The sequence below is a fragment of the Apilactobacillus kunkeei genome, from assembly GCF_001421115.1.
Classification (GTDB): domain Bacteria; phylum Bacillota; class Bacilli; order Lactobacillales; family Lactobacillaceae; genus Apilactobacillus; species Apilactobacillus kunkeei_F.
Genome location: NZ_JXCW01000004.1, coordinates 55,089 through 80,884, shown reverse-complemented (window position 1 = coordinate 80,884; position 25,796 = coordinate 55,089). Strand labels below are relative to the sequence as shown.

Sequence of the window (25,796 nt, the reverse complement as noted above, 5' to 3'; positions counted from 1 at the left end):
ATATAAATAAAACCTCCAAAGAATTTATACAAATCATACCATAAACATATTACGGGAATATATAAATCAAATTAAGTTATAAATAAATGTAAAATTGAAAATTATTGCTAATTCTTCTTTTTAAGTCTACTTCGCATAATATATATTATGTAAAGTAGGTAATTTTAAATAAACTGAGAAGCGTTCTCTGTATTCCCCATCAATATATGAATAAAAAAAGCATCCGTATTGGATGCTCTTAATATATTTAATATTTTCCTTTTAGTACGCGCCAGTAATTTCTGACAAATAACATTGCTATAACTATGATCAATACCACGGCTGTTGTTATAAACCATAAATATATTGCTTTTGCAATTAAACCTTGTATTACATAGCTGGATCCATAATTAATCATAATTATTTTCCTCCTTTATGGTGTTCATACATGCGTTCTGGATGATAATAATTGATACCTTTATCATGATTCATGTAAACATTAGTAAGTGTTTGTGCCATTACCAAACCACCCATAACAATAATAATGATTGACCAACCCATACGACGGATCACAGATGCATGTTTACGTTGTAACCACATTAGAATAATAAATAATACTATCGCGCTCATTATTATTAAAAAGCCATATTTGAACGTGTTTGATAAATCGTTATGATAAATTTTATCAAAATGTTTAGGTGTCATACTTGGTAAAAAGTAATATGCACGTTCTAGTGTGTTTTGAAATGTCTCTAACGCAACACCAATTAACGCTACTAACCATGTAATTGCTGATGAAACTAATAAACCATATAAATCTTTTAATGATTCAATTGTTCTTAATCGCGTCTCCTTTAATGTTTCCTGATTAAACACTGCTAAATCCCCCCTTTATACAAAAAAAGCACCCGAAACGGATGCTTTTAGTTATTGATCTAGTTCATTGATAATATCTTGTTCAATTTTACGTGGATTCTTTAATGGTGAGTAACGTTTTACGAATTCACCATTCTTATTAATCAAGAATTTGGTGTAATTAAATTTAATACGACCCTTACCAGATGCTGACTTCAAGTATGTAAATAATGGTAATTCATCTTTGCCATTTACTTTTGCTTGTTTAGCCATTGGGAATGTAACCCCATAATGTAATTGACAGTATTCGCTGGTCTTTTCATCACTATTTAATTCCATATGGAATTGATTGGATGGTACACCAACTAAGACAAGTCCTTGATTCTTGTACTTATCATATAAGTATTGTAAATCTTTTAATTGTCCAGCAAGACCACACTTGCTAGCTGTATTAACTATTAAGATAACTTTACCCTTTAAATAACCAAAATTGATGGATTGCCCATTCATTTCAGTTAACTGGTAATCATAGATAGTACTCATAATTACACTCCAAATCTAAATTATTTCCAACGAGATTTTATCAACTTTTGCATAATTGGATTGCCTAGCACAACTACTAGTAACACCATTTGGATTGGTGTTGTAATAAGTTGTTTGATCAATCTAGTCATTAAGAATACCTTGAAACTGTATCCAGCTGTCAATGTGGACATTGATAACCATAGAGTATTCAAGAAAGTATTTACTAATAATGTGATGATCAATTGAGCTAAAATAACTTTCCATGGACTGAACTTTTCATTTTTGTATAAGAATAAACCAAAAATGAAAGCTGATAGAACGGCTGATACAGTAAATCCAGGCAAATACATTTGACCGCTTAGGATGGTAACGAATACGTCATATACCCCACCTACGATTCCTGCTACGATTGGTCCATACATTGAAGCCAATACAGCAGTAGCTAAAAATGAGAAAGTAAATACAACGATTGGTGTATGTATACCGACTCTTCCTAAAACATAAGTCATTGCCATTAAAATAGCAATTGTAGCGGCGTCCCTTACGTTAATACGTGGAACCCTGAATAAAGTTGAAACATTCATCAAAAGACATCTCCTAGTGGAGCTGCCACTCATATAATTATAAAAAGTTGATATTATAAAAAGTTGTGGCGAATGCGGCAGTTACATCGCAACCTAAGTTTTCGTCAGACGTTCACATTCCGTTCCATCTGCACTTTACGCATAACTACCTACTCCCAATTTTTTTGTTACAACTTAATACTATCATTTTTATAATTACAAAACAATTATATTTGGTGACTAATTATTTGAATTGTCTCATTTGTTCAACCAAATGAACTTGATTTACAACAAATTCATGAGTGCGACAAACGTAGTCTTTTTCTCTACCTAATTTGGCAATATATCCATTAATGTAATCAACTTCTGTTTCCCTACCTTTTGAGAAGTCTTGATACATTGAAGGATAATGATATTTTAGGGTGTGGCTTGTATCAATAACTGATTGAACTTGTTCATCTCTAGTTTCATCCATATAGATCCCTGCTCTTTCACATGCATCAAATGATTCGTTAAATAATTGACGAGCCATTTCAGGAGCTTTGGGGTATTGAATGAATTGTCCCATTTGAACTTCAAACATTGTACAAAGAGTGTTAACAACAGCGTTGAACACTACTTTTGTCATACACATGTTAATCCAATTATCGGCCATGATTGGTCCTAATTTCGCTTCTTTCAAGTCATTAAATAGAGCCTTAACAGTTTCATCAGGTTCTTTATCATTGTATGGTGCTAAATGCATTGCTTCACCGTTTACTGGTCCCATGAAGTCAACATCACCAGGTCCATTTAAAACGGTCGCAATCATTGCAGTACCACAAACAATTTTATCTTTGTCAAAATACTTTTCAATCTTATCAAAATGCCCCATTCCATTCATTGCAGAAAAAGCATATTGATCATCATGGAAGATTCCAGCAGCACTATCTCGCTTAAGTTCTTCTTCCAGTTGCATTTGTTTTTTGAAGATAATCCAAACATCTGGATGTCCTTTATAATCTTCTGGATAAAAGATATTAATCGGTACTAAATGTTTATTTTCGTGGTCACGTGAAACGTAAACACCACCCTGTTCCTTTACCTTCTCAATGTTAGGTTCCCAGGTTTCGATGAAATCTACTTCCACGCCAGCATTCTCTTGCAATAAAACACCATACCTGTATCCCATTGCTCCTGCTCCAATAATTCCGTATTTCATAAACAACACCTCATATCTTTATAAGTTGTTATGAGTATAGAACTAATTATTAGAAAAAGCAATGTATTTTCTAATTGTTTTTTAATGATAAAAAAAGAACTAGCATAAACTAGTCCTTTTTGTCAGTATCAATCATCCAAGCTAGAGCAAGAGATTTGTTACCTAAATGGGTACCAATAACAGGTCCAAAGTAACTTTCTTCAATACTCATATCTGGATATAATTGTTGAATATTTTCTTTCCATTCATGTCCAGCTTCTGGATCATTACCATTAATCACGATTGCTTTTAATGGATAATCAACCTTAGATGCAGCTTCTTTGAAGATTTCTTCAGTACGTTTAAGTGCCTTCTTACGAGATCTTACCTTTTCAAAAGCCACAATTTCATTACTCTTCTTATCGAAAGTCAGTAATGGCTTAATCTTAAGTAAGCTACCAAGGAATGCTGAAGCATTTGATAGTCTTCCACCTCTTACAAGGTTTTGTAGGTCATCAACAACAAATACTTCATCGATAGTATCTCTAACGTGATCTAAATGTTCAATGATTTCATCGACGCTAGCCCCCGCTTGTACCTTCTTTGCAGCTTCGATTGCCAAGTTACCCATTAGTTTTACGGTAATCTTTGAGTTATAAGGAATTACCTTAATGTTTTCAATGGTTGGTGCAAGTGCTGACAATGAATTGTAAAAACCAGAAATGGTACTTGCTAAATGAATACTGATTACAGTGTCGTAACCTTCATCTGCCAATGAATCATACAAGTTAATCAACTCACCCATTGGTGGTTGTGATGTACTTGGGAATGATTGTGAGTTTTTTAGTTTTTCATAGAATTCATCTGTTGAGATGTTGCTGCCTTCTTCATAGCTTTTACCATCAATCATTACAGGCATATGAACAATATGAATTCCATATTTTTCTTGTTCTTCTTTTGATAAATAAGAAGTACTATCTGTTACGATTGCAATTTTCATTATCTTTCATCCTTTTTCATAATACATACGATTATTTATAAATAAAATTATAACATTAAAACATATTTATATCATGAGAACTCTGTTATTTTTGCTAATTTGCTTGTATATCAGTTATACTAGAATGTAATACTTTGTACGAAAGAGAGATGAGATAATGTCATTTGATGGATCATTTACTCATGCAATGACTGGTGAATTAAATCGATTAGTTTCAGGTGGTCGAGTATCCAAAATCAATCAACCATATGATAACGAAATTGTGTTAACAGTTCGATCCAACCATAAAAACTACCCAATTTTAATTTCAGCCAACCCTAATTATGCGCGTGTGCAAGTTTCAAGAATTCCATACGTTAATCCGCACACACCAACTACTTTCACAATGACATTAAGAAAACATCTTAGTGGATCAGTTTTAAAGAAAGTATCCCAAATCGATAATGACCGTGTAATGATTTTTCATTTCACAACTAGAAACGAAATTGGTGATTTAAAGGAAATGCGTTTAGTCGTAGAAATCATGGCTAGACACAGTAATATCATCTTAGTAGATACACAAGATGATATGCGAATCATCGATGCAATCAAACGAATTGGTGCAGATAAGAATAGATACAGAACCATTTTACCTGGTGACACATACATCACCCCACCAAACCAAGACATGGTTAATCCATTTGCTGAAAACGTTGATTATCAAAAAATTGAAGACTTAACTAAAGAATTCCCTAACCAAGAGGTTCTATCATCCGAACTACGTAAGAGAATCCAAGGACTAGGTAAAGACACATCATTATATCTTGCTCAAGCAATGCATCAAGATGGTGCTGTCAAAGATAAGTTTGATAAGTTCTTTAATCACTTCAACAATCCAATCCCAACCATGATTGAACATGATAAGAGCAATAGTTTTAATGTCTATCCTTTTGAAGACAATAACATTCAATATGATACGTTAAGCGAATTGCTAGATAACTTCTACGAAACAAAAGCTAGATTGGATCGTGTCCGCGAACAAGGTGGCCAATTAATTAAGGTTGCTAGAAGTGAGTTAAAGAAGAATAAAAACAAGAAGAAAAAACTTGAAAAAACCTTGGATAATACTAAGTATGCCGATGAATATCGTATTAAGGGTGAAATTCTTACCACATACCTATACAAGATTCAAAAAGGAATGACTAAGATTGCCCTTCCTAATTTCTATGATAATGGAAACGAAATCGACATCAGTATTTCTAATCAGTTAACTCCTTCAGAAAACGCGCAAAAATACTTTAAACGTTATCAAAAGGAAAAGAATGCTGTCTCATTTGTGACTGAACAATTAAAGAAGACCAATGATGAAATTGACTACTTTGAAAACATCCTTTCACAAATTGAGATTGCCAATCCATCCGATTTAGACGACATCAAAGTCGAACTAAAAAACGAAGGTTATTTAAAGCATCATAACAACCGTAATTCTAAAAATAAAAATAAGAATACCAAGATTAGTAAACCTGAAGAATTTATTACTGACAAAGGCATTCACATTCTTGTAGGTAAGAATAACCTTCAAAACGATAAGTTAACAATGAAGGATGCTGATAAGAGAGATACTTGGTTGCATACGCAAAAGATTCATGGTTCTCACGTTATCATCAAGGACTTCAATCCAGATGATGAAACAATCGAAACAGCTGCAATGCTTGCCGCCTACTTCTCTAAAGCAAGGGATTCAGCAACCGTTCCTGTTGACTATGTTCAAGTTAAAAAAATCAGAAAACCAAATGGCTCTAAGCCTGGATTTGTTATTTACGAAGGTCAAAAGACCATCTTTGTAACGCCAAGTAAAGAATTCGTTGATCAATTAAGAGAAAATAAATAAAGGGATGCGTCTTAGATGCACCCCTTTTTATTTTAAGTTTTTATATAAATATAAAATCAATTCAATCACTACAATCGTAACGGAAACATATCTAATCATGATTTCTTTCATACTATGAACCTTGTATCTAAATATGCCCTTCTTACGTATGATTTTACGATTTCCTAATGGATATAACCATCTAATTCCTTCAACTGAAAAAGCATCTAATAGTTCATGCAAGAAGTAACCCAAAACCAACGTAAAATAAAAGTATCCCATCACTTTATATCCATAGACACTTATTCCATTTAGGATTGGGCTATTAGAGCTGTAGCGTGCTAAAATAAATAGGAAGGCTGGTATCCAAATACTGTGTGACCAGGTTCGATGACCCCATAAGGTCAGAACGGATGTTTCTACACCGGTTTTCTTATTTATTCTAGTTTGTCTTTGATCAATATCAGGAAGTTGACTACCAATCCATACTCCAATTGTCTCAGTTATGATAATTGGTAAAGGTTGATTAGTTGAAATGGCATAACCCATCATTACTGCTTCTGCTGAAGCAATATGCGTTTTTCTTAGCGCCAAAAATAACATTCCTTACGTATTTAACATTAGACAACTATTTTATCATACATAGGTTTATTAGGAGGATTTTTAATTGAAATATACTAAACTAATGACCACTCTTACTATTGGACTTTCATTAGTACTAAGTGGCTGTGCAAATAATAGTAACGAAAAGACTGCTACCAAGAGCAGCAAATCATCAGACGTTACCAAAGATTTGCCAAATACGAATACAAGTGATTTAGCGTCACTAAACTATCAAAATAACACGTCAGCAATCATGACGGTGAACAATGATGCATCTAACCTAAAAGCATCTGATTGGAAATACAATCATGTTGAATACACTAATCTAGATTCCTTAAACAGAACATCTGAGGGTAATACTGCCTACTTAGAAAAGCGTAATATTGCCAACGACAGCCTAAGAACCAGACAAGTGGTTCAACCAACTGGATGGCACCAAAAGTTCGTTAATAATGATGCTATTATCAATCGTGGCCATGAAATTGCCTACAGTTTATCTAAGGGAATTAGTGTAAATGGTAAATACGAACCATCAGTACAATCTGGTGATCAAAATAATTTGAAGAACTTATTTACCCAAACCGCATTCAGTAATCAAAAACTACAAACAATTTACGAATCACAAGTAAGAGAAGCACTTAGAAAAGATAAAAGGGTTATTTTCCAAGTTACCCCTATTTTTAGAGGAAATGAATTAATGGCTCGTGGTGTTCATATGCAAGCTATTTCAACTGATGGAAGTCTAAACTTTAATGTTTACATCTTCAATGTTCAACCTGGTGTTGAATTCGACTATGCAACCGGTAGATCCAAGATAAATAACGAGATTAAGGTTCCTACACCTGCAAATGCACCATCTTTCAATAATCACCGTAACTCATACAGAAAACACCACTACGTAAGAGATGCCGTTGTAGCAGGTGTTGTTCATCACGAAATTAAAAAACACTACGAAAGAAAGTATCGTAAGGAATACAAGAAAGAATCAGAACATCGACAATACCATTCACGTCGCCACTATTACAGACATAAGTATTAAAAAAAGGTTCCTAGCGTAAGCTAGGAACCTTTTTATTATTATTTAGCCCACTTTGTATCCTTGAATTGTTGACGGCCACCTAATTCTTCAATTTGAGCTCTTAATGGGTTCTTCTTGTAGAAATCTTGGTGATAGTCTTCAGCTGGATAGAATGGTTTAGCATCTTCGATTGATGTAACGATTGGTTCGTCAAACATACCGCTTTCAGCTAATTGCTTCTTTGATTCTTCAGCAATTTTTCTTTGTTCTTCACTGTTAACGAAGATAACAGGACGGTAACTGTCACCTCTGTCTTGGAATTGACCAGAAGCGTCAGTTGGATCTGTTTGTCTCCAGTAAATTTCGACTAAATCCTTGTATGAAATTACTTCAGGATCAAATGTAATTTCAACGGCTTCAGTATGACCTGTTGTATGGCTACATACTTGTTCGTATGTTGGGTTTGCAACGTGCCCTCCAGTGTAACCTGAGATAACACTTTCAATTCCCGGTTGTTGGTCAAATGGTTCAACCATGCACCAAAAACATCCTCCTGCGAAAATAGCTGTATCTTTACTCATAAAACAAATCTCCCTTCCTATTTAAATTCTGCAGCGTATTGGCCGTAGCCTTCTTCTTCTAACTTGTTAACTGGAATGAATCTTAATGATGCTGAGTTAATGCAGTATCTCAATCCACCCTTGTCTTTAGGACCATCAGGAAAGACGTGACCTAAGTGTGAGTTAGCTTCGCTACTTCTTACTTCGTTTCTCACCATACCATGTGAGGTATCTAAATTACTCTTAATGCTGCTTTGTTCAATTGGCTTAGTAAATGCTGGCCAACCACATCCAGAGTTGTATTTATCTTTTGAAGTGAATAAAGGTTCACCTGATACAATATCTACGTATAAACCATCTTCAAAAAAGTTATCATATTCGTTTGAAAATGGCATTTCTGTACCGGCGTTTTGAGTAACTTCGTATTGTTCGTCAGTTAATCTACTTCTTAATTCTTCTTCACTGTATTTCTTCATAATCGTAACAGCTCCTTTTGCTTGATCTGATATATCCGGTGGAGATATATCGTACACGACATAACTATAATGATAACGATTATAAAAAATAATGCAAATTATTAGCACAGAAAAACATATTAATTAATCCTTCCAATATGCATTACCAGCAAGTGCCATTAGAATGTAATAAATGTACTTACCGACGTTTGCAAAGTTGAATTGGCTAATTGCCTTAGCTAGTTGAATAAAGTCGTATAATAGCCAGAATTTCCATTGTGTAGATATCTTCATTGCATTCATGATATTTGCGATCAATGAAATTCCGAACACAAAACTAGTTAATACATATAAAACAGAATCAGATGAATTTAAACTACCGTATCCGATGTAATTAATACCAAAACTAAATGCTAGTGATAATAATGACAATAGTACGAAGACAATTTGTCCCTTTTTGGTATTCATGAAATCAGATTTCTTGAATTTATCAGAGTTAGTCCATGTTCTAATTGCCCAAATTTGGATAATAAAACTGATTGGATAAGTTAAAATTGCCCCATGGTTTCCCAATAGGTAATCAATTGCACATCCAAGAATGATTTCAGGAACACCAATCCAGTTACCTAGATTACTAAAACGACCAACCAATCTAGTAGACATGATTGACATGCACGCGTCAAAAGCACTAATTAGTCCGAATGGAACAAAGATTGCCCAATGGCCCCAATGAGTCACATCGTTTAGTGATTCGAATAAATAACCTGAAAGAAACGCTGATAAGAAAATAATTGCGATTCCTAATAAATCCATTGTCTTTGAAGTAGCTAAATTTCTAAATACCTTTACCATTTTGAAGATCTCCTATTGTTTTTATTTGAGACAGCCGTATTCCGGAAGCAACGCTGTCAGATATATTTTTATATAAAGAAAGAACACACCCATTAGGATGTGTCCTTTAAATACGTCCTAGTATTAGTCTAAAACATCAGTTAATTGAGGAACAACTTGTTTCTTTCTTGATACAACACCTGGAAGTGCAATTGTATCTTCTGAAACTTTTTGGTTAAATGCTTTTTCTACAGCATCCTTTGGTTCACCGTAAACGATGGCTTCAGAATTACTGTCTAATACGTTGGTAGCAATTACTAAGAATAAGTCGTAGCCTTCTGCTTTGGCTTCTTCTTCCATTGCCTTTAATAAGTCTTCTTTACGTTTTAATACGTCGTTTAAATCAACAGTGTTGATTTGGTCGATACGTACTGCTTTGCCACCCATAGTGAATGACTTAGCGTCACCGTCGATTAGGTCCTTGTCAGATCTAGCATCAACGTTAGTACCAGCTTTTAGCATCTTGATACCATATTCTTCAGCATCAACCTTAGCAATCTTAGCTAATTCAGCAACAGCCTTTTTATCAACATCAGTAGTTGTTGGTGATTTTAGTAATAAAGTATCTGAAATGATTGCTGAAAGCATTAGACCAGCTAATTTTTCAGGAATTTCAACATTCTTTTCGTTGAACATTTCAAATAATACAGTACTTACACAACCAACTGGTTCAGCACGGTAGAATACAGGTTTTTCAGTGTTGAAATCTGCAATTCTGTGGTGATCAACTACGTGAGTAACTGTTAATTTATCAATATCTGAAACACTTTGTTGAGGTTCATTATGATCTACTAGCATAACTGAGTCTACTTCTGATGAAGCTTCAGTGATAACACGAGGTGCTTCTTGACCGAAGTAATCTAAAACAAATTTAGTTTCTTCGTTTGGAGTACCTAGAGCAACGGCTTCAACGTCGTATCCTAGTTTATTTTGTAAATATGCATATTCGATAGCTGCACAAATTGCATCAGTATCTGGACTTTGGTGTCCGAAAACTAATTCTTTAGCCATAATAAAACTTCCTTCGTATTTTTAGTAGTTGTCCTTTAATCTTGATAGGTAGTCTTCTTCATCTAAGAAGGCATCGAATTCGTCTAGGAATGAACCAACACGAGGAATCATCTTCTTGTTAGATCTGTAAACGAATGCTAAATCAAAATTGATATTTGGATTCAAACGGGCAACCCATGTATTATTATCTTCCAATGTTTTGACATCTTTGTCAATCATAAATGAACTTGGAAGAGCAGTATTTAATCCAGTATTAACAGCAAAACGTAAAATTTGGTCTGGAGTTGAGAAGCAAGCGCCACTCTTAGGATTATCTAGAAGCTGATCTTTGTATTCAGTCTTTAGGATTGAATCTAAGAAGTAATCTTCTGGGTAAGTAACCCAAGGACGATCCAATGTGTCCTTAAACTTAATCTTATCCTTACCAGCTAATTTTTCGTTGTGGTGAATGTACATTAAGTCATCGCTCATAATCTTTTGAGCTTCGTATGGCTTCCAGTTCTTAATTGATGAATCTGGTAAGTACATAATTGCTAAATCAATACGGTTGTTTTCCAAACTTTCCCAAATTTCCTTACGAGTTAACATTCTTAGGTTAACCTTTAGTTCAGGATTCTTCTTGTAAAGTTGAGCAATGAACTTTTCAAAAACTTTAACTTGGATTGATGATAGAACACCAATGTTAATGTCACCAGTTGATGCACTGTTTGATTGTTCAATTTCATCAGCAGTTTGGTTTAGAATTTCATAAATATCTTTAGTTGACTTAAGCATAATGTTACCGGCAGATGATAACTTTAGCTTTTTACCAATTGAGTAAAACAATGGAGCGCCAACTGTCTTTTCTAGTTTTTTAATTTGTTGAGTTAACGCAGGTTGTGTAATTCCCAAAATTTGCGCAGCCTGAGTGTAATTCATAGTTTCTGCTAATTGCAAAAAGTATGAAAGTGTCTTAGAAGAGAAAATATTTTCTTGCTTAGTTTTTTTCATGCTTATACCCCTATATCATTTATTACATATTATTATCTATTAATAGTTCATTAAAATATAATAACCTATCCATCATAAAATAACAATATATTTTATGATAATAATAATATATTTCTATTGGAGTTATATTACTTAATATTCGCCACTACTTCTGGATGTAATACAGCCATGCTGGTTGGTGTACCTTCAGCATCGACATCCATAACAGCAGAACCGTTTGATTGACGATCATTTACTGGATGGTCACCTGGCATAATATCATGGACACGGCGTCTATTAGTAAATACTCTAATTGGGTTAAAGCTGTCAGTTGCCTTTTCTAGTTTTACAAAGTCAACCAATTCATGTGGGTTCTTCTTCAATGATTTTAGAACTTGAACCCCTCTTCTTGCACGACTAGCAAGAGGTACTTCATCTACCTTCATGTTCTTGTAGAATCCGCGTTGGGTAATCATCCCTACCTTATCGTCTTGTTCTACTAGTTGCACATCAACAACTTGTTCTTCATCCCTAATGTCCATTGAACGAACACCAGTAGATCTTGCACCAGAATATGATACTTCATCTAATTCAAAACAAGTAGCTAGTCCAACGTTAGATGCAATAAAGACATTTGGATTAGCATTTGCATCTGCTAGGTAATCAACATTAACTACGTTTGCACTATCATCTTTTAGTTTTTCAAATACAGCTGGTCTTGAACGGTAGTTTCTACCAGGAGTTAACTTATCAAACTCAGTTTGTTTGATGTATCCGTCACTAGTAGAGATTACAAACTTACCAGTTTCTTTCAACGTCTTAAATGACATGACCTTCATGATTTCTTCGTCATCGGCTAAACCGATAGTTTGAGAAATATGTTCACCGGTTTCTTTCCAACGAGCATCTGTAATTTCATGAACTGGACGATAGATTAGATTACCTTTATTAGTAAACATGAATAAGTGTTGTAGTGTCGTCATTTGTTCTAAGAAGATTGGATAATCGTCTTCCTTTAGACCATTTTCTTCAACTTCTGAGGCTTTGTATGAACGAACACTACTACGTTTTAAGTATCCGTCATGACTGACTAGCACAACAACGTCTTCTTCTGGCACTGTGATAGTCTTACTAATCTTAAGTTCTTCAACTTCTGCTTCAATCTTAGTAAGTCGATCGTTACCATAAGCCTTCTTAATGTCTTTGAACTCTTCGGTTAATACCTTATTTAGTTCGTTCTTGTCATTTAAGATGGTGTTGTATTCTAGAATGTCTGCACTTAACTTATCTTTTTCAGCTTGTAGTTCAACCACATCGGTATTAGTTAAACGGTATAGTTGTAACTTAACAATCGCATCTGCTTGTTTTTCAGAGAAGTCGAATTCAGAGATTAAGTTATTACATGCATCTTTTCTGTTATCACTTGCACGAATGGTCTTAATAACTTGGTCTAAAATTGATAAGGCCTTAATTAAACCATCTACAATGTGTTGTCTTGCCATTGCCTTGTCTAAGTCGTACTTAGTACGTTTAGCAACAATCAAGCGTTGGTAATCTAGGTATGATTCTAGAATTTCCTTTAATGATAGGCGTTCTGGTCGCATCTTATTAATTGCAACGACGTTAAAGTGATAGTTGATTTGTAGATCCGTGTTCTTGAATAGGTAGTTAAGAATACCGGTAGCATCAACATCACGTTTTAATTCAATCGCAATTGATAGACCGTTTCTATCACTTTCATCCCTAACTTCAGCAATTCCATCAATCTTCTTGTTAATTCTGATTTCATCGATTTGCTTAACTAGTTGTAGCTTATTAACTTCATATGGTAATTCACTTACACGAATAAGTGTCTTGTTACCACGTAGTTCTTCAACATCTGTCTTAGAACGGATGATAATCTTACCGCGACCAGTTTCATAAGCCTTCTTAATGCCGTCTAGACCTTGTACGATTCCACCTGTTGGGAAGTCAGGTCCCTTAATGAATTGCATTAAGTCATCCAAAGTAGCATCTGAATGCTTTTGTAGGTAAATCAAAGCATCTAATACTTCAGATAGGTTGTGAGGAGGAATTTCGGTTGCATAACCTGATGAAATCCCGGTTGCACCATTAACTAATAGATTAGGGAAACGAGATGGTAATACTGTTGGTTCATTTTCGGTGTCATCAAAGTTAGGCACCCAATCAACAGTATCCTTATCAATATCTCTTAGCATTTCAGAAGCAATCTTACTTAGACGTGCTTCTGTATAACGCATAGCCGCAGCTGGATCTCCATCCATTGAACCATTATTACCGTGCATTTCGATTAATGGTTCTCTGATTTTCCATTCTTGACTCATACGTACTAATGCTTCATAGATTGAACTATCACCATGGGGATGGAAGTTACCCATAACATTACCAACGGACTTAGCAGACTTTCTAAATCCCTTGTCATAAGTATTTCCGTCTTTATTCATGGCGTATAGAATACGACGTTGAACCGGTTTTAATCCGTCACGAACGTCTGGTAACGCTCTTTCTTGAATGATTGACTTAGAGTATCTACTAAATCTTTCACTCATGATTTGTTCAAGCGTTAGTTTTTCAATAACTGAATGATTAACCACTATAGTTCCTCCTATCTACTCGTTTTCTGTTTCTTTGGTGGTATCTAAGATACTGCCGTCTTCTTCAAGTGTAAACTTAACGTTTTCTTCAATCCATTCACGTCTTGGTTCAACCTTGTCACCCATTAATGTAGTAACACGTTTTTCGGCTAGTGCAGCATCGTCGATTTGAACTTGAATTAATGTTCTGTTTTCAGGATCCATAGTAGTTTCCCATAATTGATCAGCATTCATTTCACCTAGACCCTTAAATCTTTGAAGAGCTGGGTGTTGACCGAATTCCTTTAACTTTTCGGTTAATTCGTCATTGGTCCATGCATAATCAACATGATTCTTCTTACCGGACTTTTGTTGAATCTTGTATAGCGGTGGTAGTGCAATGTAGACACGACCTTGTTCAACCATTGGGCGCATGTACTTGTAGAAGAATGTTAATAGTAGAATTTGAATATGAGCACCATCATCATCGGCATCGGTCATGATAATAACCTTGTCGTAGTTGGCATCAGAAATATTGAATTCTGGACCCACTCCGGCACCGATTGTGTAGATCATGGTACTAATTTCTTCGTTTTTAAGAATATCGTCTAACTTAGCTCTTTCGGTATTTAAAACCTTACCTCTAAGTGGCAAGATAGCTTGATGTTTTCTGTCACGGCCTTGCTTAGCAGAACCTCCGGCAGAGTCCCCTTCGACTAGGAACAATTCGTTCTTAGAAACATCCTTAGATTGAGCTGGTGTTAACTTACCTGATAGTAGACGTTCCTTCTTGTGTTTCTTCTTACCATTTCTACTTTCATCTCTGGCCTTACGCGCAGCTTCTCTGGCCTTACGGGCACGAAGGGACTTATGAACCAATTCATGGGCGAATTCACCGTTTTCCATTAGGTAGTAACCCAATTGTTCGGAAACGATGTTATCGACGATAGAACGCACTTCTGGGCTTCCTAGCTTTTCCTTGGTTTGTCCTTCGAATTGAAGCATTTCTTCGGGCACCTTAATAGAGATGATTGCAGATAGTCCTTCACGAACATCGCTACCATCTAGGTTCTTTTCTTTATCCTTAAGTAACTTTACTCTTCTAGCAAAGTCGTTAAATGATTTAGTCCAGGCACTTCTAAATCCTGATTCGTGAGTACCACCATCTTTGGTACGCACATTATTAACGAATGATAATGTATTCTCTGTATAACCATCGTTGTATTGTGCGGCAACTTCTACTTCAACACCATCTTTTGATCCGTCAAAGTACATAATGTTACCCAATGTGTGTTTGTCTTCATTTAAGTATTGAACGAATTCCTTGATTCCATCTTTGAAATAGAATTCATCGCTTCGTTCTTGACCTTCACGTTCGTCAGTTAAAGTAATTTTAATTCCGTTTAACAAGAAGGCAGATTCTCTTAAACGTTGTTTTAGTATTTCATAGTTATAAATTGTGGTAGTAAAGATTGCTGAATCTGGTTTAAATGTTACAGTTGTTCCACTGTGTTCACTTGTCTTACCAATTTTTTTCAAAGTTCCAATTGGTTGACCACCATTTTCAAAATCTTCTTCATATTTGTAGCCATCTCTTACGATTGTCACGCTTAAGTGAGTTGAAAGTGCATTAACAACACTTGATCCAACCCCGTGTAGTCCCCCTGAAGTCTTGTATCCACCGTTTTCGGTGAACTTACCACCGGCATGTAGCACGGTTAAGATAACTTCGGGAGTTGGCTTACCTGATGAATGCATTCCCACTGGCATCCCACGTCCGTGGTCCACCACAGTTATACTATTATCGTTATGGATAGTAACGTCAATTTCGTCACCATATCCTGCTAATGCTTCATCGACCGCATTATCTACAATTTCGTATACCAAATGATGAAGACCCTTGCTATCAGTAGAACCGATATACATACCAGGGCGCTTTCTAACTGCCTCCAGACCCTTTAGGACCTGAATGGAGTCATCATTATAATTTTCTGACTTCTTAGCCATCGTAACGCACTCCCTTTCATACAATATAATATATTACCTTATTTAAAACGCTTTTAAAAGGGAATATTAAACGTCCTATATAGAGAAGATGTTGTCATAATGCTTAAAAATGGTAAAATTAATAGATAGTTAATTTTTGGGAGGAACCATTTTTGAAAATCACAATTTTATTAATTGTCGCCTACTTGTTAGGGGCAATTCCTAATGGAATCTGGATTGGTAAGGTCTTTTTCGATAAAGATATTACCAAGTTAGGTTCTGGAAATATGGGAACCACCAATACATTTAGAGAACTTGGTAAGACTGCCGGTGCTGTCGTTATGGTTTTAGATATTCTAAAGGGTACCATTGCAACATTGCTACCAACATTCTTCCATATCTATAACGTATCACCAATCGTATTTGGTTTATTCGCTGTATTGGGACATACATTATCAATCTTTGCTAAGTTTAAGGGTGGTAAAGCCGTTGCTACTAGTGCCGGAATGTTACTAGCAATTCATCCAATCTTATTCTTATGTGCTTTTATCTTTGAAATTTCATTTACCTACCTAACTAGTATGGTTAGTGTAGCAAGTATGATTTCATTTCCATTAATCACAATCTTGATTTTATTGGATCATGATTACGTACTTGGCGTTATTGGTATTATTCTAACAATCTTTATTTTCATTAAGCACAGAAGTAACATTCAACGTATTAAAGAAGGTAACGAAAACTTAGTTCCATTTGGTTTGGTATACAAACATCAAAACAATAAATAACACGAAAAAAGCACTGCTTAATTGCAGTGCTTTTTTTTATTGCGCTTATTGCTTAGTATTCATATCTAGTTGTTTCAAATGTTCAATCTTATCCTTTGAAAGGATTGGGAATGAAATTGTAAAGATTGATCCATATCCCGATGAACTTTCAACATTGATTTTACCGTTATAGGCCTCTACCAAACGCTTAGCGATTGATAGTCCTAAACCATTACCACCTTGGTTACGACTTCTAGCCTTATCAACACGGTAGAATCTGTTAAAGATTTTATCAATGCTTTCTTGGCTTAATCCTTCACCAAAATCTTGAACCGCAATATCGACATAACGATACTTACGAGAAAGTGAAATATGAATTTCCTTTCTTTGTTTAGAATACTTAACAGCATTGTCTAACAAGATAATCAAGATTTGTTCCAAGTGATTACGGTAAATTTGAATGATTGTTTCTTCCCCAATATCATCATCTAAGATGAACTTGTAATCAGGGTGAATCATTTGGAAATCATTGTATTGTTGATGAACAACATCTTGAACATCCGTTGTCTTGTTTCCATAGTTGATTTCAACTTGTTCAGCACGAGAAAGATCTAACATTTCTTGAACTAAACTCTTCATACGATTAATTTCGTAGATTGAAGATTTAATTGATTCATCTAGGACTTCAGGGTCATCCTTTCCCCAACGAGAAAGCATGTCTAAGTGTCCCTGAATTACAGCGACCGGAGTTCTTAATTCATGGGAAACATCTTCAACGAATTGTTGTTGTTGATCAATGTATCTTTGCATTGTATCAATCATATCATTGAACAAGTCCCCTAAGTCAGTCAACTCATCGTTTTGAGTCAACTTAGGCACACGACTGTCCGTTTCAGGAGATTCTTTAACACTATGAATGGTGTTAGAGATAATCTTGATTGGACGAAGCATGTATGATGATAGAAAGTACGACAATGCAGCAGAGAAGAAGATACCAATAATTAAAATTACAAATAAAATTCCGGCTAATTTGTTAATGTACAAATTGTAGTCAGACATTGAATCAACTACTCTTAGATAACCAATTAATTCATGCGTCTTGGCAGAATAGATTGGTGAATCTAAAACTAAGATTGTCTTACCTGAGTTCTTGGTAATAACCGTTTTACGGCTATCTACCGGTTTGAAATTGTAAATCTTTTTTGGCGACTTCTTCGATGAGAAGATTTGGTCTGAATTCTTATTGTATACACTAACCACGATATCCTTACTAAATAAGTTAGTATAAATAGAATCAGAATAAACGTCTGTTGACATTCCATTATTAGGGTTGCCGTCCCTAAAACCACTGTTTGGATTTAAAGCAGAACTAACTGTCTTTTCATCCAATGATCGATTAATCGTTCTTAATCGATTTGATATCGTTACATCCGATTCAATAGTACGTGAGTTCTCCTGGTGTAATAAGACATCAGAAAAACGGTTGTAAATCAAAAAAGAAAAAATTGATAGAATTACAAAAATTATAATTGCTGATCCAATTGACCATTTCCATTTAAGAGAAAACCATCTTCGATTGCTGCTTACTGTCTTTGAAACTTTATCATCATGGTTGGAAATCATGATCTCATCACGTAACCGGTTCCTCTAACAGTTTGGATGTAGCTCTTTTGATCAGGTCTATCAATTTTGTTTCTTAGGTAACGGATGTAAACATCAACAACGTTTGTTTCAGCACTTGAATCGTATCCCCAAACCTTAGTCAAAAGAACGTCTCTGGCTAATACAACGTTTACGTTTTCCATTAAAGTAAGTAGTAATTCGTATTCACGCTTAGTTAAGTCGATAATATCGTCTCCACGTTTTACGATTCTACTTTCTTTTTCGACAGTAATGTCCTTAAAGTAAACAACCTTTTGGTCTTCAGCGTTTTCGTCACCTTCGATATCAATACGACGAAGTAATGCTCTAACACGAGCTAATAATTCTTCGATAGCAAATGGCTTAACGATGTAGTCATCTGCACCATGATCGAATCCTGAAACTCTATCAATAACAGAATCTCTTGCTGTCATCATAATGATTGGAGTTGTCTTCTTTTCACGAAGTCTTCTAGCAACTTCCATACCATTAAGCTTTGGTAACATAAGATCTAAAAGAATAACATCATAGTCGTTGTTAAGTGCTTCTTCTAGTCCTTCGCGACCGTCTAAGGCTACTTGAGTTTCGTAACCTTCATGCTTCAACTCTAACTCTACAAATCTAGCTAAGCTTTTTTCATCTTCAATTATCAAAATACGGCTCATTAAATTACACCTCTCCATTTATTTTAGAAAATCTTAACTTACTTTGTACATTTTATCACGTTTTTTCTCATAATAGAAGGGCTCAATCCGAATATTATTATTAAAATCTTAAATTTTTTCACCAATTTACTATTTTAAATTAGAAAACGAACCATTCTCTCGATTTAAGTTTAATATAAATGGTTAGATAAATAAAATAATTATACTTACATAACAAAAAAAGCTACCAGGACCCATGGTGTTCTGGTAGCTTTTTATTTAATTAGTTGTTTTCATTAACAACTTGTTTTCCATCATAGTATCCACAACTAGGACATACCATGTGAGGTTTACGTAATTCACCACAGTTTGGGCAAGCACTCAAACCTGGGTTAGCCAACTTAATGTGACCACGACGCATACCCTTCTTAGCTTTTGAAGTTCTTCTTGCTGGTACAGCCAATGCAAAAACCCCCTTTATATTAAAATATCCACTAGTGAAAAATTTTTAAGTCTTGCTTAATTATCACTATCGTCAAAGAAGTTCTTTAACTTAGCAAGACGTGGATCTACTTTTTTATCATTTGCCTCTTGTTCAGCTAAATCGTCTTCAGAAATAACTTCCCAGTCATTTCCTTCTGGCATTTTACCAGTTTCGATTTCCTCAGGAGACAAAATGTGCATTGGAATTTGTAGGATGATGTTATCGGAAACTGATTTATCAAAATCAATTTCGCCTTCGTCATCTACTAGGAAAGCAATTTCACCTTCATCTTCACGTTCTTTCAAACGCAAGTTAGTCTCAACATAAACTTCGTTAATTGAGAAATCCAATGGTAACTCAACCGGAGTTAATGATCTAGATGAAGGAACCACAATCTTACCTGTTACACGAGCAGTCACGATTGCATCACCGTTTTCAGAGAAAACGTTAGCAGCAACGTGAATATCGTCATCAGCAGAAATAACATACTTGCTATATCTACTCATAATATCATCAGATAAGTTCATATCTTCTGATACTGAAAGTGGCTTATTTTTGTATTCTGATAGTTCCTTTAAGAACCATTTCATGTCTATTCCTCCTAATGCAACAGCGTTAATTATACATATTAAGAAGTTAGTTTGTCAAGGTCATATCCTTGATACCCGGCCTAAAAATTAATAAATTAATGGAATTTTTCCTGCATCTTGAGGAATATGATTTATATTTTCATAAATCCTACCGGATACTACATCAAAATTTAATTCTGATTCAGATAGTTCCTTATTAATCTTAGTAATTACAGGCATTTCTATTTGCTTCTTAATGTCATTCAAATACGCTCTACCGCTTTTATTAAAGCCTAATACTCTGACATACTCTTGACTCAAATCATCGCTTTTACGCCAATTTAAGAGCGTATAAACGAATAGACGTTGAAGTCTTGCGTATGTGTAGCGTTTAGATTTAACTAAGCGTAGAAACTCATCAAACGACTGTGCTTCATAGATATACTTCTTTAGTCTATATTCTAATCCCTCAGTCATTTGATAGATATGATTTAATTCATCAATACTTGATGTTTCAATCTTATATTTTAATAATGGCCAAAAATCTTCCCAAGCAACATGCTTCTTTAAAACTTCGATATCAGTGTTATCGGGAAGATATTGGGCCAGTTCCTTACTATTATCTAAGATAGCGGCTCTTATTGAAGAAGCACTAGCAATGGACACATCGGTATTTAAATCATGATCATGATGGTTAGCACCGTTTCTTTTAATCGGTACTAGCTTCATTTGATGATTATTTTTTAGGTTCGCGATTGCATAGTTTAACGCCAATACATCATTTGGTGCACTGACATCTTCTCCAGTCGCATTAGTTAGTGCATCCCTGATTAGCTCAGCATAGCTTTTGGTGTAATCTTGATCTATTTTAGTTTCATTTAAATCAATATTAGCAAGACCATTAAAGTTAATGTTTGGATGTTCACTACCAAATGATAGCCACTCACACTTAAGACTAGCTAAAATGTTCACCGCATGCAAAGCAAATATATCAGCAGACTGCACAGCACATTGAACAGGTAACTCTATTACCATATCTGCACCATTTTCTAATGCCATTTGTGCCCTAGTCCATTTATCTAATATAGCGGGTTGGCCCCTTTGTACCCAATTTCCAGACATGATTACGATGACTGCGTCGGCATTAGTTGCTCGTCTTGCCTGCTCAATTTGGTACTTATGCCCATTATGAAACGGGTTATATTCAGCAATTATACCAACAGCTTTCATCGAATCATCCCTTCTTACATACAAAGAACCATCTGGTTGTAGTATCAGTGATTTCGTCTTTACCAAAGTTTGCACTAACCTTGATATCTTTGAATCCTGCATTCTTTAATAAATCAATGTAAATATCAAGTTTATAAGTTCTTTCCAAATGAATTTCACTAAATTGATCATATGCATTGATTGACTCGTTGTACTTAAAAAATACTAAGTCATGTTCTACTGAGTGATCTTCGTCACCCAAGTATGATTGCCACATGAAAGCATTGCTATCATCATGGTAATTATACATGTATCCCGGATATACGACATCTGTTTGATATGGCGTAATTACATCAAATAAGAATTGTCCATCATCGTTTAGATGTTCATGTACCTTTTCAAACGCAGTTTGTAATACGTTTTGATCTGGTAAGTAACATAATGAGTCATCAAAACAGGTAATTACATCAAAGTTAGGGATTCCTTCCATCTCAGTCATATCACCTTGAATTAATGGCATATCGGGTTTGATATCTCTTAAATGTTCTTCAGCTAGTGTAAGCATGTCTTCAGATAAATCCATACCACAAACATTATAGTTTTGAGCGGCCAATAGCGCTAATAAGCGTCCGGTTCCACAAGCCATGTCCATAATTGAATTATTCTTTGATACATTCGCTTTTACAAAAGAAAGCCATTGATCATACATCGTTTCATCAAATAATTCATCATAGAATTTTGCGAATTCTTGATAAATCATTTGACTAGTCCTTAACCCATTCTGAAACGTCTACTGAATCAGCATCTGACCATAGTTTTTCTAGGTTGTAGTATTCTCTTTCATCTTCTTGGAATACGTGCACAATAACGTCACCTAAGTCCAATAGAATCCACTTAGCAGTATCTTTACCTTCTACTTCTTTAACACTGATACCAGCTTCTTCAGCTTGGTCAACAACTTCGTCAGCAATAGACTTAACTTGTCTGTTTGATGCTGCATCCATGATTACGAAGTAGTCAGCCATTAAACTAACTTCGTGAACGTTTAAAGCAACAATGTTGTGAGCTCTCTTGCTGTCCGCTGCTTTAACAATTACTTCTAATTTTTCTTTACTATTCATTTGAAATCTCCTCGTTATTTGATGTTTGATCCATTTACCCATTCGTTATAGGTATCAATGGTCTTTGGATAAACGGGTTTATTAGCACTAATTAAATATTGTAGAGTGTGCTTAGTTTGATATGCCACCCCGTCAGCTAGATTGTTAAATGTAATCTCACGTGCTTCTTCTACACCAGGGAAGTCGCGTCCCATTTCGATATAGTCAGCCATGTATACAATTTGTTCTAACTTTGACATGTACTTTGCACCAGTGGTGTGATGCTTAATAGAATTCAAAATGTCGATGTCAGTAACACCCAATTCGTTTTGAACCATTAAGTAACCAACTTCACCATGCCAAATTGCATTTCCGTATTGCAACAACAAATCATCCAAACGGTACTTCTTAATTACTTGGATGAAATCGTCATCTGGTCTTTGCTTAGCGTAATCATGGCAAAGTCCAGCAACACTTGCTTTTTCAACATCTACATCATTTTTCTTTGCTAGTTCAATCGCCATTTGTTCAACACGTAAAACGTGTTCAAATCTTGATTGGGTTAAAGCATTGTTTAGTTTTTCGATTAGTTCTTCTCTAGATAAAGGGATGTACTTATTTGTATATGTTAATTCAACATTATTCATAAAGATGATGCTCCTTTATATATTTTAAAACTGCATCTGGAACCAAGTATCGAATTGATTGATGGTTAGATACCAGTTTACGAATTAAGGTTGAAGATATATCCAGCTTGGCGACATCTACCCATATCACGGGATAGTTGGTCGACATTGGATAGTTTTCCCTTCTGACACCTACGAAATGAGTTAGTTTGAATAAATCATCAACCCGATACCATTTAGGTAGGTATTCAACCATGTCACCACCAATAATAAAGTAGTATTCATAATCAGGATGTCTTCTCTTTAATTCTACCATAGTGTTATAGGTGTAACTTTTACCACGATTGATGATTTCTAACATCTCAATGTCAAACTTATCATTATCGTTGATTGCTAGATTAACCATGTTAACGCGGTCATCAGCATCAATCGCATCCTTATGATCAACATGAGGTGGAATAAAATCAGGCATAAAATATACCTTCTCTAGTCCTAATTGACTCCTTACTTGATCCGCAATAAATAGATGACCATTATGAATCGGATTAAAGGTTCCACCAATAATCCCGATTTTTTTGCGCTTGTTTAAAGATTTTAACTTAGGTAAAGTTTGCACCTTTTCACTATGCATTGATAAGAACTCCTCTAAATATTTCTAACTTCTACAGAGTAAATTTGGAATTTTTCCTTACTTGCAGGCAAGAATAATAGTAATGTTTTTCCAATTGTTTGAACAACATTGATGTCACTGTTTGCTTCAATGTATTCTTGAACATCACTAACTTCTAAATCAGAATTTTGTTGAATGTTAACCTTGATTAGTTCACGTCTGTGTAAAGCATCCAATACTTGTTCTAACCAAGTTTCGTTTAAACCATTCTTCCCAACAGAGAATAAAGGCTTCATTCTGTTAGCTTGTGATCTTAAATATCTTTTTTGTTTTCCGCGTAATTTCAATTTTGTACCTCGCTTTTTATATCATTGCTCTTCTAACTAATACGTCTACACCCTTAGGTGCCCATCCAGCTACAACTACACCTGCTGGAACGGTAATCCATCCAAGTCCTTCGAATACTAAATCGCTCTTTTGATTGGTCTTGAATTCGAAACGAACCAATTCTGGAAAATCATCAATTGATTCACTACTTGGTGGAGTTAATAATTCACCAAAATGCTTGTCATAGAAGCTGCCAGCATTTGCTAACTTAGTACGGTGAATTAGTAAGTTGTTTTCAACATAAACAGTAAAACCATGCTTCTTGTCACCTTGAACGTAATCAAAACGGGCAACACCACCAAAGAATAGTGTTTGTTCTGGGTTCAATTGGTAAACCTTTGGCTTGATTGGCTTTTGTGGTTGAACAATCTTTAGGTCCTTACCGTTTAGGTAATGTGCCATTTGTTCCTTATGAATGATACCTGGTGTATCTACTAATTCATGACCATCTTCCAAATCAATTGAGATTCTGTCTAGTGTAGTACCAGGGAATCTTGAAGTAGTGATTAATTCTTTGATTCCAGTATTTTGTCTAATGATTTGGTTAATCAATGTTGATTTACCAACGTTAGTAACACCAACAACATAAACATCACGATCATTTCTGTACTTGTCGATGTTCTTTAATAAATCATCAACTGATTCATTAGTCTTAGCGGAAACTAGTTCAACATCAATTGGACGAATTCCAGCTTCGTTAGCACGTTGTCTAATCCAATCCTTTAGTTTAGAACGTTTTAGTGAGTTTGGTAGTAAGTCAGACTTGTTACCAACTAACATGATTGGGTTATCACCTACAAAACGGTGTAATCCAGGAATTAAGCTTCCGTTAAAATCGAAGACATCAACCAAGTATACAATAAGCGCATTGGCATCTCTAATTTGATTTAATAACTTCAAGAAATCATCATCAGTTAAGCTAACTGGTGAAATTTCATTGTAGTGACGTAATCTAAAGCAACGTTGGCAGTAAATTTCGCCACTTTCTTTGCCCTTTTCAAGCGCAGAATTAGGAGTGTATCCAAGTTTATCTGGATTTGTGGTTTGAATTAACGCACCACAACCAATACATCTAATTTCTTCGTCTTGTAATTGATTAATTTCTGTCATTTATATCCTCCTGCCAGTCTAAATCATCATATTTTTTTCTTAATTTTTTCCATATTAATTTTTCTAAGAAGCGATTAGGCTTAGTATTCCAAGCATCGGATTCAATTAATGGCTTAACTAGCACGCTTCTAACGTTTGCATTGTTGGAAGCCCAAACATCAGTTAATAATTGATCTCCACACATAATTACTTCTTTGTGGTGTAAATGGTAATCTCTCAAAGCTTTATTAATACCTCTAGGTAGTGGCTTTAAGGAGCGAGAAATGAAGTTTAACTTCAAACTTATTAGCGCTCTTTGAACTCGGTTATGTTTATTATTTGAAATAACAATTAATTCAATATTGTTTTTCCTTAGTTCAGATATCCATTCTCTTAATTGAGGAGTTCCATCAGGATTGTTCCAAGGAATCAAGGTGTTATCTAGATCACTAAAAACGGCCTTAATCCCCATGTCTTTTAGTTTTGATGGTGAAATATTATATACGACTGGAATCATCCATGTTGGTTTAAACTTAGAAATCATTTTAATTCTCCTCAATAATATTATGTATTGTATGAGCACCAAAAATAGCAGTGCCCATAATAAGAAAAAAACTCCCACCTACTTACCTTAA

Annotated in this window: 28 protein-coding genes and 1 riboswitch; of the genes, 3 read left to right on the top strand and 25 right to left on the bottom strand. The window is 34.9% G+C overall.

Features of this window, described 5'->3' with window-relative positions; genetic code table 11:
- Positions 1-399 precede the first annotated feature (399 nt).
- The 5 genes from RZ55_RS03180 to RZ55_RS03160 form a co-directional block, all read right to left on the bottom strand.
- The gene (locus tag RZ55_RS03180) at positions 400-855 is read right to left on the bottom strand and encodes a hypothetical protein (RefSeq protein ID WP_057175754.1); all 456 of its coding nucleotides are present in this window, start codon (positions 853-855) and stop codon (positions 400-402) included.
- A gap of 51 nt (positions 856-906) precedes the next feature.
- Positions 907-1,377, bottom strand: coding sequence for a glutathione peroxidase (locus tag RZ55_RS03175; protein ID WP_057175752.1), 471 nt, complete (start codon positions 1,375-1,377; stop codon positions 907-909).
- Between the two features lie 20 nt (positions 1,378-1,397).
- Positions 1,398-1,943 (bottom strand): folate family ECF transporter S component, encoded by a 546-nt coding sequence (locus tag RZ55_RS03170; protein WP_034533619.1) that lies wholly within the window; start codon positions 1,941-1,943, stop codon positions 1,398-1,400.
- A 64-nt stretch (positions 1,944-2,007) separates the two neighbouring features.
- Positions 2,008-2,102, bottom strand: a riboswitch (THF riboswitch).
- 64 nt (positions 2,103-2,166) lie between these two features.
- The gene (locus RZ55_RS03165) at positions 2,167-3,123 is read right to left on the bottom strand and encodes a ketopantoate reductase family protein (RefSeq protein ID WP_057175750.1); all 957 of its coding nucleotides are present in this window, start codon (positions 3,121-3,123) and stop codon (positions 2,167-2,169) included.
- A gap of 109 nt (positions 3,124-3,232) precedes the next feature.
- On the bottom strand, positions 3,233-4,102 hold the full coding sequence (locus tag RZ55_RS03160; RefSeq protein ID WP_034531158.1) for a DegV family protein: 870 nt from the start codon (positions 4,100-4,102) through the stop codon (positions 3,233-3,235).
- 157 nt (positions 4,103-4,259) lie between these two features.
- Between RZ55_RS03160 and RZ55_RS03155 the strand changes: the two genes are divergently transcribed.
- Positions 4,260-5,972, top strand: a complete 1,713-nt coding sequence (locus RZ55_RS03155) for an NFACT RNA binding domain-containing protein (protein ID WP_057175748.1) — start codon at positions 4,260-4,262, stop codon at positions 5,970-5,972.
- Between the two features lie 27 nt (positions 5,973-5,999).
- On the opposite strand, the gene RZ55_RS03150 is transcribed toward RZ55_RS03155, so the two are convergent.
- On the bottom strand, positions 6,000-6,545 hold the full coding sequence (locus RZ55_RS03150; protein WP_057175746.1) for a metal-dependent hydrolase: 546 nt from the start codon (positions 6,543-6,545) through the stop codon (positions 6,000-6,002).
- A 73-nt stretch (positions 6,546-6,618) separates the two neighbouring features.
- Here RZ55_RS03150 and RZ55_RS03145 point away from each other — a divergent pair, with 73 nt between their 5' ends.
- On the top strand, positions 6,619-7,593 hold the full coding sequence (locus RZ55_RS03145) for a DNA/RNA non-specific endonuclease (protein ID WP_057175745.1): 975 nt from the start codon (positions 6,619-6,621) through the stop codon (positions 7,591-7,593).
- 38 nt (positions 7,594-7,631) lie between these two features.
- Here the strand turns inward: RZ55_RS03145 and msrA are convergent, their stop codons facing one another.
- The 7 genes from msrA to parE form a co-directional block, all read right to left on the bottom strand.
- Positions 7,632-8,153, bottom strand: a complete 522-nt coding sequence (msrA, locus tag RZ55_RS03140) for a peptide-methionine (S)-S-oxide reductase MsrA (protein WP_034533624.1) — start codon at positions 8,151-8,153, stop codon at positions 7,632-7,634.
- A 17-nt stretch (positions 8,154-8,170) separates the two neighbouring features.
- Positions 8,171-8,608: a peptide-methionine (R)-S-oxide reductase MsrB gene (msrB, locus tag RZ55_RS03135; protein ID WP_034531165.1), complete on the bottom strand. Its 438-nt coding sequence runs from the start codon at positions 8,606-8,608 to the stop codon at positions 8,171-8,173.
- Between the two features lie 123 nt (positions 8,609-8,731).
- A complete protein-coding gene (locus RZ55_RS03130) occupies positions 8,732-9,439 on the bottom strand; it encodes a nicotinamide mononucleotide transporter (protein WP_034531166.1) in 708 nt (235 codons plus the stop codon).
- A 123-nt stretch (positions 9,440-9,562) separates the two neighbouring features.
- Positions 9,563-10,489 (bottom strand): manganese-dependent inorganic pyrophosphatase, encoded by a 927-nt coding sequence (locus RZ55_RS03125; RefSeq protein ID WP_034531169.1) that lies wholly within the window; start codon positions 10,487-10,489, stop codon positions 9,563-9,565.
- Between the two features lie 21 nt (positions 10,490-10,510).
- Positions 10,511-11,479: a LysR family transcriptional regulator gene (locus RZ55_RS03120; RefSeq protein ID WP_034531170.1), complete on the bottom strand. Its 969-nt coding sequence runs from the start codon at positions 11,477-11,479 to the stop codon at positions 10,511-10,513.
- Between the two features lie 128 nt (positions 11,480-11,607).
- A complete protein-coding gene (gene parC / locus RZ55_RS03115) occupies positions 11,608-14,076 on the bottom strand; it encodes a DNA topoisomerase IV subunit A (RefSeq protein WP_414827443.1) in 2,469 nt (822 codons plus the stop codon).
- A gap of 12 nt (positions 14,077-14,088) precedes the next feature.
- Positions 14,089-16,059, bottom strand: coding sequence for a DNA topoisomerase IV subunit B (gene parE / locus RZ55_RS03110; RefSeq protein ID WP_057175743.1), 1,971 nt, complete (start codon positions 16,057-16,059; stop codon positions 14,089-14,091).
- A 152-nt stretch (positions 16,060-16,211) separates the two neighbouring features.
- On the opposite strand from parE, the gene plsY reads away from it, so the two are divergent.
- Entirely contained in the window at positions 16,212-16,823 is a 612-nt protein-coding gene (gene plsY, locus RZ55_RS03105) for a glycerol-3-phosphate 1-O-acyltransferase PlsY (protein WP_057175741.1), read from the top strand.
- A 45-nt stretch (positions 16,824-16,868) separates the two neighbouring features.
- Here the strand turns inward: plsY and RZ55_RS03100 are convergent, their stop codons facing one another.
- From RZ55_RS03100 to RZ55_RS03045, 12 genes are all read right to left on the bottom strand, one after another.
- Positions 16,869-18,425 (bottom strand): HAMP domain-containing sensor histidine kinase, encoded by a 1,557-nt coding sequence (locus tag RZ55_RS03100; RefSeq protein WP_051592164.1) that lies wholly within the window; start codon positions 18,423-18,425, stop codon positions 16,869-16,871.
- Positions 18,422-19,108, bottom strand: a complete 687-nt coding sequence (locus tag RZ55_RS03095; RefSeq protein WP_034531176.1) for a response regulator transcription factor — start codon at positions 19,106-19,108, stop codon at positions 18,422-18,424. The genes RZ55_RS03100 and RZ55_RS03095 overlap by 4 nt, the downstream gene beginning before the upstream one ends.
- A 262-nt stretch (positions 19,109-19,370) precedes the next feature.
- Positions 19,371-19,550 carry a 50S ribosomal protein L32 gene (gene rpmF, locus RZ55_RS03090; RefSeq protein WP_034531177.1) on the bottom strand — a complete coding sequence of 60 codons (180 nt, stop codon included), beginning with the start codon at positions 19,548-19,550 and terminating at the stop codon, positions 19,371-19,373.
- Between the two features lie 56 nt (positions 19,551-19,606).
- Entirely contained in the window at positions 19,607-20,161 is a 555-nt protein-coding gene (locus RZ55_RS03085) for a DUF177 domain-containing protein (RefSeq protein ID WP_057175739.1), read from the bottom strand.
- Between the two features lie 87 nt (positions 20,162-20,248).
- Complete coding sequence (locus RZ55_RS03080) at positions 20,249-21,370, bottom strand: nucleotidyltransferase (RefSeq protein WP_057175737.1); 1,122 nt, start codon at positions 21,368-21,370, stop codon at positions 20,249-20,251.
- A 4-nt stretch (positions 21,371-21,374) separates the two neighbouring features.
- Complete coding sequence (locus tag RZ55_RS03075; protein ID WP_057175735.1) at positions 21,375-22,109, bottom strand: class I SAM-dependent DNA methyltransferase; 735 nt, start codon at positions 22,107-22,109, stop codon at positions 21,375-21,377.
- 4 nt (positions 22,110-22,113) lie between these two features.
- Positions 22,114-22,470, bottom strand: coding sequence for a ribosome silencing factor (rsfS, locus tag RZ55_RS03070; protein ID WP_057175733.1), 357 nt, complete (start codon positions 22,468-22,470; stop codon positions 22,114-22,116).
- Positions 22,471-22,484: 14 nt separating this feature from the next.
- Positions 22,485-23,096, bottom strand: coding sequence for a bis(5'-nucleosyl)-tetraphosphatase (symmetrical) YqeK (gene yqeK, locus RZ55_RS03065; RefSeq protein WP_034531187.1), 612 nt, complete (start codon positions 23,094-23,096; stop codon positions 22,485-22,487).
- Complete coding sequence (locus RZ55_RS03060; protein ID WP_034531188.1) at positions 23,089-23,706, bottom strand: nicotinate-nucleotide adenylyltransferase; 618 nt, start codon at positions 23,704-23,706, stop codon at positions 23,089-23,091. The genes yqeK and RZ55_RS03060 overlap by 8 nt, the downstream gene beginning before the upstream one ends.
- 14 nt (positions 23,707-23,720) lie before the next feature.
- A complete protein-coding gene (gene yhbY, locus RZ55_RS03055; protein ID WP_034533636.1) occupies positions 23,721-24,032 on the bottom strand; it encodes a ribosome assembly RNA-binding protein YhbY in 312 nt (103 codons plus the stop codon).
- Positions 24,033-24,048: 16 nt separating this feature from the next.
- Entirely contained in the window at positions 24,049-25,182 is a 1,134-nt protein-coding gene (gene yqeH, locus RZ55_RS03050; RefSeq protein ID WP_057175731.1) for a ribosome biogenesis GTPase YqeH, read from the bottom strand.
- The gene (locus RZ55_RS03045; RefSeq protein WP_057175729.1) at positions 25,169-25,705 is read right to left on the bottom strand and encodes a YqeG family HAD IIIA-type phosphatase; all 537 of its coding nucleotides are present in this window, start codon (positions 25,703-25,705) and stop codon (positions 25,169-25,171) included. Before RZ55_RS03045 ends, yqeH begins: the two co-directional genes overlap by 14 nt.
- Positions 25,706-25,796: the final 91 nt, after the last annotated feature.